This is a genomic window from Curtobacterium sp. MCBD17_040, assembly GCF_003234805.2.
In the GTDB taxonomy this organism is placed as follows: Bacteria; Actinomycetota; Actinomycetes; order Actinomycetales; family Microbacteriaceae; genus Curtobacterium.
On record NZ_CP126274.1, the window covers coordinates 263,316 to 277,541 of the forward strand.

Here is a 14,226-nt window from a genome sequence, read left to right on the forward strand (position 1 = left end):
TTGACCGCCAGTCAAACAACAGCTTGCGCGGCCGGTGCTCCGCGCATAGACCAAGCAGGACGCGGCAGCACCTGCTCGCGCCACCTCGAGTGAGGAGTATCCGTGCCTGAGCCGCAGACCGTGGAGGTCATCCTGTTCAAGCAGTCCGGGAAGTACTACACGACGGACTTCTGGCGTGTGCCGGAGCAGCACGCGGAAGGACCAGTGTCGATGCGGAACTCCCCCGACTACCGCAACATCGACGGTCCGGTCCTCATCCCCGAGAACAACCTCTGGGGGGCACCCGCACCTGCTCACCGGCGCGACCGCCGAGGAACAGACGTGGAACACCACCCAAAACGAGCGCCGCCGCGCCGACGACGAACAGCGACGACGCGACATCGAGCAGTCCCTGCCGGCCGAGGGAGCCAGCGCGTGAACGGCCACGAGGACTGGCGGCGGAAGCCGTTACTGGACCAGATGAACCTCGCCGTCGAAACGCTGCAACGCATCCGCGCGGGCAGCAGCGGCGGCACCTGGTACGGCGCCGACGAGACGATGCACGACGACAACCACAACCGAGTCCAAACCGCGAACCTCGTCCGCAACGGATGGGACATCGTCACCTGCCACGGCGGGGACGTGCCACCTACCGATGGTTCGCACGACGTCCGCGCCGCGACAGCGGTAGCCGACCGGGACCTCATCCAGATCACCGCCGGGAACCCGGCCCTCCTCGACATCATCGAGCAGACGATCACCGACGCGCGTTCCGCCATCCTGAACGCCATCGACCTGCTCGGCGGCGCGCTCGGCTCCGACACCATCTGGAAGCACGAACCGGCACTCATCGCCGCGCAGTCCATCCTCGCCCTGCACTACACCCCAGTGGAGTACCAGTACGACCGACAGCCACCGTTCGGAGTCGAAGCTGCTCTCAGCTGCCCCTGACGCACCCCTCAACGGAATCAGAACCGCACGCGGGCCACATCCGCGCATAGAAGCGCCATGACGACGTTCACAGCCACCAACTTGCTCACGTTCACTGTCACGGTCGGCGCGGATGGTGACATCGGCGCGGAGGACATCCGCAAGGCCGTCGAGCAGCAGCTCGTCACCGACACGCACCTCACCGTCGTCGAACAGGAGGTCACACCCGCGCTCCTGCCGTGGCAGGTGGTCGTCGGCGACCAGGTCGTCGCCGCGGTGCAGCAGGTCGAGGACGCCGCAGCGGTCATCTCCGACTCCCGCATCGTCGTGCCAGAGGACCTGCGCCGCGCATCCATTCGCTACGTCGGCTGACCGGCAAGGAGACGTCACCATGCAGTGCCTGCCCGCCATCGGCTCCGCCGTCCAGCTCGCCCGCCGGCGCCCGACACGGCAGGTAACGATCCGCGCGCGGCCGCAGGGCTCACGAAAGCTCCGCGCATAGGGTGACTGACCGCCTCAGTCCGCAAGGAGAACCTCATGGCCACCAGCACCGCGAACCTGCTGACCGTCGACCAGCTCGCAGCGCGTCTTCTTCCCGTGTACGGGCAGATGGACCGGGAGCGGGCACGCGCGATGGCCGAGGACGCCCTCGAGCTCCTCCGCGACGGGGTGCGTGGTCGTGCGGACATCGCCGACGCGTTCAAGGACACATGGGGGCAGGGCGACATGAGGCGGGCGTTGCGCATCGCTGATGGCATCCTCGACGCGGTGTACGCGACGACGCCGACCATGGAGGGCCTCCGCGAGGAAGGGGACCGGCAGGCCTACTGGCGTGAGCGTGCCGAGAAGCAGCTCCGGGAGACGGTCACCCTTCCGACGGAGGAGACCCTAGCCAGCGTCCTCCGCGCCGCCGGAGCCCTCACCGTCACCAGCTACGCCGACCTCGCCCGCATCACCCTCGCCGCGATCCGCGAGACCAACGGGCGCTGACCGGACCAGTAGTCTGAGGGCGTGTCAACCTTGGGGGAAGTGGTCGCTCGGCGTGCAGCGGCAGCAGCGGTCGCGTTCGCGCTCGTCGCCGGAGTCAGCGGCTGCGCAGCACTCACTGGAAGCGGGCATGCGGGTTCCGCAGCTGCGGTGAAGGCGAAGCACACGGCGCCGGCGAAGCGTCGGGCCCAGCAGCCGTTGCCGTTCGATGCGAACGGCACCATCGACGTGCCCGCCGACCTCGCCGCCACCAGCCAAGCGCAACACCAGAGCGGCATCGCCCTCGGCGAGGCGTGCGTCCCCGACGCCGGCTACGACGACATCACCAGCGGCGCGCAGGTGACCATCCTCGACCCGTCGGACACGAAAATCGCCATCGGTTCCCTCGAACCCGGCGTCGTCGTCAAGGGTGCCACCGACGCTGTCACCGACGCGCGCTGCCAGTACACTTTCGACGTCTCCGGAGTCCCCGGAAACTACAGCCTTTACTCCGTGCACATCGGCAACACGTTTCGCGGCGAGCAGTCGTTCTCGAAGCAGCAGCTGTACGCCGGCGTGACGCTGCACCTGAACAGTTGACGCCGGAGGAGCGGGGCTCCTCTCGTTCAGCCGCCGGCTCGCCCGCCGGGACCGCCTGAAGCGGGCGATGTCCGCGCATAACAGGCGTGAGCGCCGATGCGAGGAGATAACGCGATGAACACCGACACGGAACGTCCGCTGACGGAGCAGGCAGACCAGATGGACAGCCTCGGACACCACTGGTCCGGGCAGCCCGCGCACGACTTCTTCGAGGCGGCGACCGCTATCCGCGCCGTCGACGTCACTCTGAACGGCCGACACGCAGAGGAGCCCGTCTCCACGGAGTCCCTGCAGGCCCTGATGAAGCGCTTCGACTACAACGGGCACCTGTGGTCCGGTCCCGCTGCGCAGGACTTCTGGGCGGCCTGGGAGGCGCTCCGGAACGCCTACGACCTGCTCGCGAAGCGCAGCGACGGCGCCAGCGAGCGCCGGAACCAGGCGCCGGGGAACGGGCAGCCCGGGCAGGACCTCGGACCCGTCCTCCCGGCGGAGCACCTCCTCGCCGAGCAGCTCCGCAACTACGGCATCGCCGGACTGTCGAGCTTCGACATCGCCCACCTCGTGCACCGCATCGCCAACGGCGAGCGATTCGACGGCAGCGACCTCGACTGACAGCGGCGAGCTCCCGAGCGGCGAACCGTCCGCGCATAGAGGTGCTGACAGCCCCACATCAAGGAGCTACTGATGCCGACCATCGCTGAAACCGCCGACGCGCTGCTTGCTCGCGCCGCACGCCTCGATGAGAAGGCGCACACGCGCGCCGGGGACGGGGCGTCCAAGCTGGTCGCCGCGGCCGCTGACCTCCGCACCGCGGCCCGCGGACTCCGAGACGCGCAGGCGTTCCAGGACGAGTTCGCGGCCGCCCGCGACATCGAGTACCCGACCGAGATGGACGAGGCGCACGGCACGAACGCTTACCCCGTCTACGACCACGGCAGGATCGAGGCGCTGCACGCGAAGGTGCAGCTCACATCCGGACCCCGGACCGTGAACGGGACGGTGCGGGACGACGTCGCGAAGGCGCTCGCATGCCGCGACCGATTCGCGTGGGGGAGCCTCCTCGCGGAGGACAAGGACTGGTACCGCGAGTTCGCCGACAAGACCATCGCCATCGTCCGCGCGCACAGCGCCTGAACACGGAAGGACCAGCCACATGAACCTGCCGCTCGACTACGACGCGTTCTACAACCTCGCATTCGCCCCGGAGGCTACCGCGTCCACTCCCGACGTCACCGACGCACTGCAGCACGCCGGCGACATCACCGCCAAGCGACACTCCCTGCGCAGCGCCATCGAACAGCTACACGCCGACACCGAGAACGGGGACCTCACCGCCGCCCACGTGACCGCTCGCCTGGCTCAGATCCTCGCCGACGACACCGCGCACACGGTGCACACATCCGCCGGCACCGACCGCCACTGCAGCTGCAGCGTCCGCGCCAACCACTTCGAAGACGACACTGCCGAGGACTGAGCAGGGCTGGAACAGAACACGGCCATCGGGCGCCGCTCGCCGGGCGCGGCCGGCCGCACTATTGTCGGAAACGTCGGAAGGGGGACGGCGTTGATGGTCGACCTGCAGCGGAATCTGATCCCAGGTCCAACCGCGCGATGGCTGCTATTCGCCAGGGTGTGGCTGCTCGGGCTGTTCCTCGCGGACATGTTCACCATGCTCGCGTTCGTCTTCATCGACTTCACGGCGCTGAGGAACCCCATCTGGTACGTCGTCATGTTCGTTGTGATCGTCGCGTTCGCGACATCGAACGTGTACTACGCCGTGGTCAAGAAACGGGAACTCGCGAACGGCTACACAACCCTGCCGATGGACTTTCCCAACACTGAGCTGCGCGATCCCACGAACGGGCGTGTCCTCAACCCGGCAGGGCGGCCACTACCGGATGACTTCAGCCTGAAACGCGCTCGTGCGGAGAACGCCGAATCAGACGGCGACTAGCGGCGCCGAATCCGCCCGGTCAGACGAAGCTGCGTTCCTGTTCGAGGATGCGTTCAGCCCATTCCGCTGCGGCTGCCCTCGAACGGACGACGTCAATCTCGGTGAGTGCTTCCTCGAGCGCCTGCTGCACGCGGGTGCGGGCGACGACGAGGATGTGGAAGTCCTCCGCCGAAAGGTGGCACTCGGGGTGGATGTCGTGACCGTACTCGGCGTAGTCGTCCAACACCGCGGCGAGCGCTTCTTGTGCGGTGGCGTAGTCCTGTCGGTCGCGGCGGTCCTCGAGGCGGGGCAGGGCGTCGTCGGAGGCGAAGCCCATGAGGGGTACGAAGCGGTTGGTCGCTGGGATGCGGCGCACGAGCCAGTAGTTGTCGGAGGACATGACTGGTTCCTTCCTGGTCACGTGCTTCTATGCGGCGGCGAAGGGTGAGCCGCACGGACGGTTTGACTTGTCGTTCTCACGGGTTCGCCGCGATGGTCAAGTCACCCCGGATCCCAGTGTTTGCAAGGGGAGAGGGGCCACCGGAGGCCCCTGTCTTACTTACTTACTTACCTATTAGACTTAAGTGAAGGAAGAAGAAGTAGTTCGGGCCCTAGTTTCGGCACATATACATCGTCTCCTCCCCTCTATGGCTACCCCGCGGATGGGAGAGTGCGAGCCGATGCGGGGAATCCCCTGGTCGCGGGGCGTTTCCGGTCTTTTGGGCCGTGAGCGATGGTGATGGCAGGGGAGTCCCGTCCGGTCGAACGGGTCGGTGCCGCATAGACGGTGCATGCACCAGAGCATCGACCAGCAGCACCTGCGCAACGGCGCGCTCGTCATCCAGGACAGCGGCAGCGGTGGAACCGACATCGCGGTCGGCGTCGGCTGCCACTGGGTGGACCTGCCCGCGGTCCCCGACGGGACGGAGCACACGCTGACCGACACGGTCATCCTCGGCCGGATCCTCGCCGGAGCGCACGTCATCACCTGCGGGACGACCATCGACGCGGACACATTCTCCGGACTGCCAGACGGGTCGGTAGTCCGGGACCGGAACAGCCGCATCCTGCAGCGCAGCCACGGGTTGTGGTGGCGGATGACCGTCACCTGGGATGGTGAGAGCTCCGCTGTTGACCCCGAGGAGATCCTCGCCGACGGGACGGCGACGCTCATGTACCGGCCGGAGCAGTAGCCGCCGCATCTGCGACGGAGCATGCGCGACCAGCTCGTCCAACCGCTCACCGCCGGCGTCCTCGCAACGGTGATCCTGCTGTGCACGGCCCTCATCACCTGGGCGGTGCTGAACGTGCGGGTGCGCCGAGCGGTGAACGACGACACCCGGTTCCAGGTGGCGTACGCGTTCGCGCTCGCGCAGCAGAACACCACCCCGGACAAGTACACCCGAACGCAGGCGAAGCAGCAGCTGCACGGCGCGCACGCAGCGGCGCTCACCCGCGGTGCAGCGCTGCGCGCCGCGACCGTCCGTGACCGCGTCACCGCAGCGCACATGGTCCTCGCCGTCGCAGCTGGCATCACCGTCGCGTGCGCCCTCCTCGCCCGCGCATAGAGACAACGCGCCGGCCGGAGGAGGACCCCGTAAACAACGACGACGCAAGTCGAGCATGGCTGCGGAAGCAAGCGTTGAGCGTCCGGTCCCGCCCGGTCAGCGAGGAACGGAAAGCGTGGCTGCGCAGCCAAGCACCCAGCGCTGGCCCCCGGGCTGCTGCATCGAGCGGGCGGGCACCCGTGTGGCTCCTCGGCGGGGCAGTCGCCGTTGTCATCGTGGTCGCAGTATTGGTCGGCGCCTGATGGTGTGCGCCAGCAGCCTCGCCGACACCGCCGGCCTCACTCAGACCCAGGTCGCGCGACTCCTCGGCAGCAGCGTCCGCGCGATGAGCCATCCTCGGCAGGCCGACCGTGTCCGGCACCTCACCGCCGTTATCAAACCGTTCGGCACCACGCCAAGGGCCTGCCGCCGGGCGCTCCTCGCCTCCGGCAACGGCCGCAGCATCTTCCACCAGCTCGTCGACGAAGCCGGCAGCCGCAGCAGACGTACCACCGACCGTTCACGCCGCGAGAGCTGCTCGGCGCGTGATGCGCCACCCCTCGCCGGTGTCGGATCGGGCCGTGCTGGTTTCACCAGCGTGACCAGTATGCGTGAACGACTGCTCGGAACGACCGCCGCATACGGGTGGGCATGACCGCCACCGCGCCCCTCGACCGCCCTGCCGTCGCCGACCGGGTGAAGTTCTCCGACGACCGGTTCCTCTGGGATGTGAAGGCCACCAGTGAGCACTTCACCGCGCTCACCAGGCCGGCGGCGTTCCACCGCGACACCCTCGTGTACACGGTCATCGACTGGGAGCAGGGTGTCCGCGGACCCTGCAACCTCATCGGGCAGGGCTGGGGCGACGGTCAGTTCACGCGCGCCGACTGCGAGCGGATGCTCGTCGAGTTCGAGAACAACCTCACCGACGACCCGGCGAGGACCGAAGCGCTCGCCGCCGGCCGCACCTCCTGGACACCCACCCGCCGCGCCATCGAAGTGTCCCGCCGGAACCGGCTCCCGCTCCGCATGGCCCGCATCGAACGGTCCGCAGCGTGACGGACAAGGCCGCCATCACCGAGGCGCAAATCCGTGCTGCCATCCAAGCCGAGCGCGACGACCCCACGTGCTCGCAGTGCGGAGGCCGCGGACGCATCTGTCACTTCTCCCACTCGAGCGTCTGCGCGAAGTGCGGCGGCACCGGCATGAAGCCCGTCCCCGTCGAGTTTCGATGAGCCGCATAGGTCCCGTCATGACCGCACCGGCCCTCCACATCGACTGGCTCACCCGAGCGTGCAGCGCACCGGCACGACTGGCCCAGCTCGCCGCCGAGCTCCGCATCTCGAAGGGCCCTGTCCGGTACCAGGCGGCGAACGCTCTCGACGCGGCAGCTTCCCGCATCGACGCGTCGGACCGCCTCATCACGAAGCTGCAGGCCCGCATCGCCGCGCTTGAGGCGCCCACGGCGACCGCGCAGGTGGAGATCCTCGCCTCCACGCTGGTGTTCCCGACCGGCGCCGACCCGGAGTCGTCGGACTACAGCGACCTGCACCACTTCGCACTGAACGTGTGCTTCCGCGGCCCGCGGCAGGAGAACGGGCAGGGCGGCTGGGCCGTCATGGTTGGGGAGTCCCACCAGCTCTCGCGCGCCGGGAACTGGGCGTGGCCGCAGCGGTTCCAGCAGCACCAGTACCGGTGGGACACCCGTGAGGAAGCGCTCGCCATGGCTCGGAAGCACGTCGACCAGCGGAAGGTCAACGGCCGTACCTGGGCGGAATGGGAGCGCCATTTCGCCGCGCGGGCCGCCGGGTCAGAGGCATAGGCCGGCCATGCGTCTCAGCGACTACCAGCACAGGATCCTCCTCGCTGCCGCGGAGCACCGACTGTTCTACGCGACCCGGCAGTTCCAGTTCGGCCTCACCGACGCGGGCACGGAGACACCGGAGACCATCCTCGAGTGTGTTCGACCGCACGCGATGCGGGTCCTCCTCGGCCGAGGCCTGGTGTACGAAGCGCCGTCGAAGGAGCATCCGTTCGTGCCCGTGCGTCCCACCGAGGACGGCCACGACATCCTCCGCGCCGAACACGCAGAACCACCCCGGGACTACAGCAGCTCCCGACCGTTCTCACCGACCCACGACACTGCCGCAGCCGACGCCGACGTGGCGGTCCAGCATGGCTGAACCGCTGGTCGAGTACATCCTCGCCGGGCATCCAGCGCTCGAACATCCCGTCGTCACCGCTGACAAAGCGCACGCCCGCGCATGGTTCCGAGCGAACCAGCGGTTCCCGTCCGTCCGCGTCCACCGCCGTCTCACCGTCGTCGAACTCGACGTCCAGGACGCCCTCCTACACACCGCTGCGGAGGACCGAACCGATGACTGACCGACTCGACCAGCGAACGACCCGACGACTCGAAGACCTCCGCGCCGCCTGGCGGCTGACCCCGCACGGACTCTCCGTCATCCAGGGCCTCCTCCAGGAGGCGGGGGACCGGCAGCCGGGCATCTTCTTCGGCGAGTACGACGGCATCCGCCTCGAATGGCACCGCGACCACCGACACACCACCGTCGAAGTCAGCGCCGACGACACCATCTCCGCCTACCACTTCGACTTCAACGACGCTGCGGCAGCGGACCTCCAGACCCACAGCGCAACGGAAGCAGCAGCGTTCCTCCCCGGCCGAGTTTTTCGACGTCAGGGCAGTACTCCTTGAGGCGCTGGAGGACCGGATTAGTGCTGGCCGCCACGACCTGTTCACCCGCGCCGGACTCGGCCCTACCGCGCGCCGCACGTACGAGAGTCTGACCACTGCAGAGAACGCTCCGGAGGCCGTGGCGGATCGTGCAGGACTCCCCCGCGGCCGTGCACGAGCTGCCCTCGCACGGCTCCGCAGACACGCGCTCGCGATCGTTTCTCCATCGGGCTGGCGTCGGCGGCTCCAGGACTTCCGCACGTTCGTCGCCAAGCAGCTCGGCGTCGATGGGATCCTGCAACGCCGAGAACAGCAGTACGTCGACGAGCGTGAGCTCTGGGCCTGGTGGCAGAACCACCTCATCCGCAAGGCTGTCCGCCGCGGCCGCGACCGTACTCCGACCACCCAAGTCGTCATGTTCCGAACCGTCGATGACCACGGCGGCCCCGAGGCGTACCCGGCATACCCATGCTCGAGCGACGGCCGGGCCGACCACGAAGAAGCCATGCAGTTCGTCCGACACGGACTCCTGCAGCAGCTGCGCGACCTCGAGCTAGCCGCATGACGGCATGCCTTTTCAGCCCTGCATGCATGAAGGAAAGAAGACCCACATGCATGCTCGTTTAACAACCAGAAGGTATGCCGACATACTTTCTTGCATGTACAGCGAGTCCGGTGGGGTGTCGAAGACGACAACGGCAGTGTCCATCGCGATGATCGCTGCAGAACGAGGTCTCAGGACGCTCCTTATTGACCTCGATCCGCGGGCGGCTTCAACGAAGTGGCTCGACGTCGAACCGTCGGGGGAGGGCCTGCATGTGGGAGCCATTCTCGGTAACGAGGAACCGGAGGGGTGGGCAGAAGACCTCTCGGTGCCTACGGCATGGTCAACGAACCTCCGCGTTTTGCCCTCCGCACGCAACGTGTCGAACCGCGAGGCCGACCGGGCAGATCACGCCGAGCTCCGCCTCCGTACGTCACTCGAGGGCGTGCAGGCCGATCTCGTCGTCATCGACTGCCCCAACCGCCAAGGCGGCCCGCTGACACTGGCAGCCCTCAACGCGGCCGATACCGTCATCTACGCCGCCACCGCGACGAACGACGGCGTCGACGGCTTCAATGGGGCTCGGAAGACCGTGCAACAGTTTCGACACAGCCGAGAGCGCATTGGCGCACCCGTGACGCTGACTGAAGCTGGCATCGTCGTCGGAGGGGTCCGGGAAACGATCATGTCCCGACCGGCCGTGGCGAGCATCGACGAGCTCCGCGAGACAGGCATGCTCTTGGTACCCCTCATTCCGGAACGAGCGGTCGTGCAGGAAGTCCGCCTCAGGGGGGAGTGGTACGGCAATTACAGGAAGGGTGCGCGAGTGCTCGACGCGTACGCCGCCATCGCGGATCAGGTGATCCGGTGAGCGACCAGAAGCCGGAGCGACCCGGCGATCTCAGGACCCGGCGCCGGCCCCAGGCCGCAGCGGATGAGCGTGTCGACCCGGTTGACTATCGTCAGACCGAGCCTGCCCCGACCGCTACCCCCACTCCGGCACCGGTGGAATCGAGCCCCACTCCGCCGGCGCCGCGCCGCGGTCGCCCTCGGCGCGAGGTGACGGTCCCGTTCAGCACCCGCCTCGCGCTGGACGTGCAGGATCTCATCGACGCCGCCGTGGACGGCGGCGAAGGGACGATCCGAAGCGTCGTCGAGGAAGCAATCCGCGCGAAGTACGGCGAGCAGTACGGCGCGAGCGGTGGGGGAAGCAATGTCTGACATCACCATCACGATCGGTAACGGCGACCACTTCGAGTTCCGGGCTTGCCCGGCTCGGCTGCAGGGTGTGCGGTAGCCGATCGGCTCTAAAAACGACAGGATGCGGTCGGCTTCCCCCAGCTGTAGCATCCCCGGCCCAGCGGATGGTGAACCGACAGGGCGTGACGTTCGCCATACTCGTGGGGTGCACCTTTGTTATGTGGACGACTCGGGGGATTCGAAGCACGGTGTGACGCTCACCGGGCTGCTCGTGGAGGATGTGCACTGGTCCAAGGTGCTGAACGCATGGCTAGAGGGTCGTCGCGAGATTCACCGGGAGTTCGGTGTGCCGAAGACTGCCGAGCTGCATGGGACGAAGCTCTACAAGGGTCGGGGGGAGTACTGCGAAACGCCCAAGCAGAATGCCCGGTTCGGGACTGCAAGCCGGGCGGCGGCGGCGCGCATCATGCTTTCCGCTCTCGCGAAGCACGCGCAGTTCGTAGTGTTCACCATCGGCGTGACCGACGTGTCGAAGCCGGTGGCGTATGCCCGCTTCATCGCGTGGCTCGAAGACTGGGCGGATCGTGCTGACACGCAGGTGATGGTGATGTACGACGGCCAGCAGGGGCTGGGCGACCCAGGTGAGGAGCTCACCGCGCCGCGAGATCGAGAGTTGTGGGAAACGGCGGTCCGTGACGCCGCCCCGTACCGAGAAGTTCACCGTTCACTCGAGATCGGCCAGCGCCGCATCATCGAGGACGTAATGATGCAGGACAGCAGGTACAGCCAGCTCATCCAGGCCGCGGACCTCAACTCCGACCGGGCGACCGCTCGTCGTGTGGCGTCTCGACCGGCTCGGTCGATCGATCAGGCGCCTAATCGACCAGCTACAGGCGCTGGGGGAGCGGGGCGTCGGGTTCCGGTCTCTTCAAGAGACGATCGACACCACCTCGCCCGAGGGCCGGCTCGTCTTCCATGTCTTCGCCGCGCTAGCCGAGTTTGAACGGGACCTCATCAAGGAACGCACTCATGCAGGTCTCGCGGCTGCTCGAGCGCGGGGGCGGACCGGAGGCAGGCCTCCCCGGTTGTCGACTGACCAGGTTCGGACGGCACGACGGTTGGGTCTGCCCCGGGTACGAGCAGCAGGACGTGACGGTCGCACAGATCGGCGACGTCCTTGGCGTCAGCCGCACCACTGTCTACCGAGCGCTCAGACGCGAGAGCGATCCGGCCGTGGGGCGCCGCGGGAGGTCGTCCGGTTGACGATCCCCTCCCGGACGGCCGGGCCTGTGGTCAACGGCGTCGTGCGGGGTCGGTCACCCGGTGCATGAGGGCGACGGTGCGCCGTCGACTGAGCAACCGCATCGCGCCGGCGGCGAACCGGTTGACGCCTCCGTCGATCACGCTCGGTCCCGGGTCCCGCGAGTTGAGGTGTGCCAGTGCAGTGGCCACGACGTCCTCCGCGGATCGCGGCGACGCGCCGGCGGTGGCGTCGTCGGTCCCGACGACGCTGTTGAACTCGGTGCTCGTGGCGCCGGGCGACAACGCGAAGACGGTGACGCCCGTGCCGCGAAGCTCGGCCCACAAGGACTCGGTGAAGCTCAGCACGAAGGCCTTCGCGGCGCCGTAGACGGCCATCCGCGGGCTCGGGCTGTAGGCCGCCATGCTCGCGACGTTGATCAGCAGGCCACGCTCGGCGGCCAGTAGGTCGGGCAGGAACGCGGAGGTGAGTCGCACGGGTGCCATCACGTCGAGGGCCAGTTCGGCCTCGAGCCGTTCCGGGTCCTCGTCGGCGAAAGGGCCGAATGTGCCGAAGCCGGCGTTGTTGACGAGCCCGGTGATGCGGATTCCGCGCTCCTCGACCGCGGCCCGGAGGTCCGGACTCGCGGTCGGTGATGATAGATCGGCGGCGATGACCTCCACGCTGGCGTGGTGGTCACGGCGAAGATCTGCAGCGAGCTGCTCCAGGCGGTCACGTCGGCGCGCCACGAGGACGAGGGAGGCGCCTCGGGCGGCGAGGTCCACAGCGAGCTGACGACCGATGCCGGAGCTCGCTCCGGTGATGAGGATGGTCTGGGTGATGAGGTTGAAGGTCACGGTGGCACCGTAGAGCATCCTGCTACCGAGTGCCAGGTATTGCACTTAGGATGGGGGCATGGCTCAAACGACAGCGTGGGATCGTCAGCGCGCGGCCGTCCGTGATGAGATCTCCCGCGCGGCGATCGACCTCTTCCTCCGGCAGGGGTTCGAGGGCACCACGATCGACCAGATCCTCGAGAGCGTCGGCGTTTCCCGGCGGTCGTTCTTCCGCTATTTCGGGACGAAGGAGGACGTGGTCCTCGGGGATCTCGTCGCGCGGGGCGCCGCCATCGCCGAGGCCCTCGCCGCGCGCCCGGTGAGCGAGGAGCCGTGGGATGCCATCAGCGGCGCGTTCCATGCGGCCGACGAGACGACCACCTTGAACCGCGAGTCCACGCTCGCCCTTGGGCGGATGCTCTTCGACACCCCGTCGTTGCTGGCCCGCCACCTCGAGAAGCGGCTCCGCTGGCAGGACATGCTCGTGCCCCTGATCGCCGCACGCCTGGCGGACACGAACGATCGGGACCTCCGCGCTCACGCCATCGTCGCCTCGGCGCTCACCTGCCTCGATGCCGCCTCACGGGAGTGGGTGCAGTCCGGAGGGCGGCATGATCTCGCCGACCTCTACGACCAGGCGGTCTCCGCGGTCCGCGCCTGAGCTCATCTCAGCGCATTGGCTACTAGCGAACAGCCGGAACGACCTCGCGCATTCCGCAGGTTATCCCTGTCCGATAGGGGATCGCCTACCGGGCGGGCAGACAGGTGCTGACTAGGCCAGGTCCTTCGGCCCGCGAAGCTCACCCCAGGCAAACGAAGTCTCTGTGATGAAGTCCTGCACGGGAGCGCGCCGGCGCCAGCTGAGCGCCGAGACAATAGCGCCAAGTGCCCCGACGAACGGAAACATCAGCAACGCCGCCGTCCACAACCATTGAATGCCCGCCTTGAGCCGGCCGTGACACCACACCATCCGCAACGCCACAACCTCGAGCAGGAACCAGACGACAACCGTCGCGACGTGCGGCCAGACAATGAACACTGTGTTCCCCTCTCCACCCTCGTGATGACCGGAGCCTAGGGCGGAGCGACACCGGGAGGGGAACCCGTTTCCGCCGCGGCCGTCACAGGTTTAGCCTGGCGCGCTCACGTCGGGAGGAGCGCTGCCAGCACAAGTCAAGTCGTTCATCCGGCCGATGTGGACCAAGCACGATCGCGGAAGACTCGAGCCGTGTCCTCGCAAGCGTCGTTCGGTAGCCGAGTCGGAGCTTTTGCTCTCATCGTCGGAATACTCGGCGCGATCGTCGCGACCTTCGCGGCGGCGGTGTTCGGTATCAGTGTTGCCATCAGCGGTGCGGCCCATAAGGCTGCCGGCCCGACGAACGGGCCGTATGGAGAGTGCGATGGACGACCTCCGTGGCCGTGCGAAGCAGTGCCAGAGCGAACCATTGAGGCCCGCTTTGGTCGCACCATTCATGCAGGCTCCTCCGTGCTGACCGCGGAAGCCCAACCGACAGCGGACATCGTCGGGCATCCGCAGGTGCAAGTCGTGTTCGAGTTGCCAGCCGGCGTGAGCGCTGGTGACTGGCTGTCCCTCCTTGACACGCAGGACGCGGGAGCGGTCGCTGACCCGGATCAGGTTCCCGAACTCGGCGACCTAGGAGTCACCGGCATCTCCGGTGGAAGGACCGGTGGCCTCTCCATCTATGCCGGCGAAGTGAACGGGCGAACCTACGTGTGGGCGTATCGGGAGCTCTGA

The 14,226-nt window shown here is 67.6% G+C and carries 26 protein-coding genes and 2 pseudogenes; 25 read left to right on the forward strand and 3 right to left on the reverse strand.

Annotation, left to right across the window (positions count from 1 at the left end; genetic code table 11):
• Positions 1-102 precede the first annotated feature (102 nt).
• From DEI94_RS17505 to DEI94_RS17540, 8 genes are all read left to right on the forward strand, one after another.
• Positions 103-930, forward strand: a complete 828-nt coding sequence (locus DEI94_RS17505) for a hypothetical protein (protein ID WP_146249466.1) — start codon at positions 103-105, stop codon at positions 928-930.
• Positions 931-987: 57 nt separating this feature from the next.
• The gene (locus tag DEI94_RS17510) at positions 988-1,281 is read left to right on the forward strand and encodes a hypothetical protein (RefSeq protein ID WP_111026661.1); all 294 of its coding nucleotides are present in this window, start codon (positions 988-990) and stop codon (positions 1,279-1,281) included.
• Positions 1,282-1,446: 165 nt separating this feature from the next.
• Positions 1,447-1,899, forward strand: coding sequence for a hypothetical protein (locus tag DEI94_RS17515; RefSeq protein WP_111026660.1), 453 nt, complete (start codon positions 1,447-1,449; stop codon positions 1,897-1,899).
• Between the two features lie 21 nt (positions 1,900-1,920).
• On the forward strand, positions 1,921-2,475 hold the full coding sequence (locus DEI94_RS17520; protein WP_146249465.1) for a hypothetical protein: 555 nt from the start codon (positions 1,921-1,923) through the stop codon (positions 2,473-2,475).
• A gap of 114 nt (positions 2,476-2,589) precedes the next feature.
• Complete coding sequence (locus DEI94_RS17525; RefSeq protein WP_111026658.1) at positions 2,590-3,087, forward strand: hypothetical protein; 498 nt, start codon at positions 2,590-2,592, stop codon at positions 3,085-3,087.
• 72 nt (positions 3,088-3,159) lie between these two features.
• Positions 3,160-3,609, forward strand: coding sequence for a hypothetical protein (locus DEI94_RS17530; protein WP_111026657.1), 450 nt, complete (start codon positions 3,160-3,162; stop codon positions 3,607-3,609).
• Between the two features lie 19 nt (positions 3,610-3,628).
• Entirely contained in the window at positions 3,629-3,949 is a 321-nt protein-coding gene (locus DEI94_RS17535) for a hypothetical protein (RefSeq protein ID WP_111026656.1), read from the forward strand.
• 93 nt (positions 3,950-4,042) lie between these two features.
• Positions 4,043-4,429, forward strand: coding sequence for a hypothetical protein (locus DEI94_RS17540; protein ID WP_146249464.1), 387 nt, complete (start codon positions 4,043-4,045; stop codon positions 4,427-4,429).
• Between the two features lie 19 nt (positions 4,430-4,448).
• Here DEI94_RS17540 and DEI94_RS17545 read toward each other — a convergent pair whose 3' ends face one another.
• Entirely contained in the window at positions 4,449-4,808 is a 360-nt protein-coding gene (locus tag DEI94_RS17545) for a hypothetical protein (RefSeq protein ID WP_111026654.1), read from the reverse strand.
• 391 nt (positions 4,809-5,199) lie between these two features.
• Between DEI94_RS17545 and DEI94_RS17550 the strand changes: the two genes are divergently transcribed.
• The 15 genes and pseudogenes from DEI94_RS17550 (at position 5,200) to DEI94_RS19850 (ending at position 11,657) form a co-directional block, all read left to right on the forward strand.
• Positions 5,200-5,601, forward strand: coding sequence for a hypothetical protein (locus tag DEI94_RS17550; protein WP_111026653.1), 402 nt, complete (start codon positions 5,200-5,202; stop codon positions 5,599-5,601).
• A gap of 21 nt (positions 5,602-5,622) precedes the next feature.
• Positions 5,623-5,976, forward strand: a complete 354-nt coding sequence (locus DEI94_RS17555; RefSeq protein WP_111026652.1) for a hypothetical protein — start codon at positions 5,623-5,625, stop codon at positions 5,974-5,976.
• Between the two features lie 241 nt (positions 5,977-6,217).
• On the forward strand, positions 6,218-6,610 hold the full coding sequence (locus DEI94_RS17560; protein ID WP_111026651.1) for a hypothetical protein: 393 nt from the start codon (positions 6,218-6,220) through the stop codon (positions 6,608-6,610).
• Entirely contained in the window at positions 6,607-7,014 is a 408-nt protein-coding gene (locus tag DEI94_RS17565; protein WP_146249462.1) for a hypothetical protein, read from the forward strand. The genes DEI94_RS17560 and DEI94_RS17565 overlap by 4 nt, the downstream gene beginning before the upstream one ends.
• Positions 7,011-7,190 carry a hypothetical protein gene (locus DEI94_RS17570; RefSeq protein WP_111026649.1) on the forward strand — a complete coding sequence of 60 codons (180 nt, stop codon included), beginning with the start codon at positions 7,011-7,013 and terminating at the stop codon, positions 7,188-7,190. The genes DEI94_RS17565 and DEI94_RS17570 overlap by 4 nt, the downstream gene beginning before the upstream one ends.
• A gap of 17 nt (positions 7,191-7,207) precedes the next feature.
• Positions 7,208-7,777, forward strand: coding sequence for a hypothetical protein (locus tag DEI94_RS17575; protein ID WP_111026648.1), 570 nt, complete (start codon positions 7,208-7,210; stop codon positions 7,775-7,777).
• 7 nt (positions 7,778-7,784) lie between these two features.
• The gene (locus DEI94_RS17580; RefSeq protein ID WP_111026647.1) at positions 7,785-8,138 is read left to right on the forward strand and encodes a hypothetical protein; all 354 of its coding nucleotides are present in this window, start codon (positions 7,785-7,787) and stop codon (positions 8,136-8,138) included.
• Entirely contained in the window at positions 8,131-8,340 is a 210-nt protein-coding gene (locus DEI94_RS17585; RefSeq protein ID WP_111026646.1) for a hypothetical protein, read from the forward strand. Before DEI94_RS17580 ends, DEI94_RS17585 begins: the two co-directional genes overlap by 8 nt.
• Entirely contained in the window at positions 8,333-8,671 is a 339-nt protein-coding gene (locus DEI94_RS17590; RefSeq protein ID WP_111026645.1) for a hypothetical protein, read from the forward strand. The genes DEI94_RS17585 and DEI94_RS17590 overlap by 8 nt, the downstream gene beginning before the upstream one ends.
• Positions 8,672-8,789: 118 nt before the next feature.
• Positions 8,790-9,215 (forward strand): hypothetical protein, encoded by a 426-nt coding sequence (locus DEI94_RS17595; protein WP_111026644.1) that lies wholly within the window; start codon positions 8,790-8,792, stop codon positions 9,213-9,215.
• A 94-nt stretch (positions 9,216-9,309) separates the two neighbouring features.
• The gene (locus DEI94_RS17600; RefSeq protein ID WP_111026643.1) at positions 9,310-10,065 is read left to right on the forward strand and encodes a ParA family protein; all 756 of its coding nucleotides are present in this window, start codon (positions 9,310-9,312) and stop codon (positions 10,063-10,065) included.
• Positions 10,062-10,415, forward strand: coding sequence for a hypothetical protein (locus DEI94_RS17605; RefSeq protein WP_146249461.1), 354 nt, complete (start codon positions 10,062-10,064; stop codon positions 10,413-10,415). Before DEI94_RS17600 ends, DEI94_RS17605 begins: the two co-directional genes overlap by 4 nt.
• 100 nt (positions 10,416-10,515) lie before the next feature.
• A pseudogene (locus DEI94_RS17610) lies at positions 10,516-11,145 on the forward strand (hypothetical protein); the annotation flags it as partial.
• Positions 11,146-11,230: 85 nt separating this feature from the next.
• Positions 11,231-11,398 (forward strand): annotated as a pseudogene (locus tag DEI94_RS19845) (recombinase family protein); the annotation flags it as partial.
• Positions 11,399-11,423: 25 nt separating this feature from the next.
• On the forward strand, positions 11,424-11,657 hold the full coding sequence (locus DEI94_RS19850) for a helix-turn-helix domain-containing protein (protein WP_258378003.1): 234 nt from the start codon (positions 11,424-11,426) through the stop codon (positions 11,655-11,657).
• Positions 11,658-11,687: 30 nt separating this feature from the next.
• On the opposite strand, the gene DEI94_RS17620 is transcribed toward DEI94_RS19850, so the two are convergent.
• Positions 11,688-12,491 carry an SDR family NAD(P)-dependent oxidoreductase gene (locus tag DEI94_RS17620; RefSeq protein ID WP_258378002.1) on the reverse strand — a complete coding sequence of 268 codons (804 nt, stop codon included), beginning with the start codon at positions 12,489-12,491 and terminating at the stop codon, positions 11,688-11,690.
• 58 nt (positions 12,492-12,549) lie between these two features.
• Here DEI94_RS17620 and DEI94_RS17625 point away from each other — a divergent pair, with 58 nt between their 5' ends.
• A complete protein-coding gene (locus DEI94_RS17625) occupies positions 12,550-13,131 on the forward strand; it encodes a TetR/AcrR family transcriptional regulator (RefSeq protein WP_111026640.1) in 582 nt (193 codons plus the stop codon).
• Between the two features lie 111 nt (positions 13,132-13,242).
• On the opposite strand, the gene DEI94_RS17630 is transcribed toward DEI94_RS17625, so the two are convergent.
• Entirely contained in the window at positions 13,243-13,509 is a 267-nt protein-coding gene (locus DEI94_RS17630) for a hypothetical protein (protein ID WP_111026639.1), read from the reverse strand.
• A gap of 189 nt (positions 13,510-13,698) precedes the next feature.
• Here DEI94_RS17630 and DEI94_RS17635 point away from each other — a divergent pair, with 189 nt between their 5' ends.
• Positions 13,699-14,226, forward strand: coding sequence for a hypothetical protein (locus DEI94_RS17635; RefSeq protein ID WP_146249460.1), 528 nt, complete (start codon positions 13,699-13,701; stop codon positions 14,224-14,226).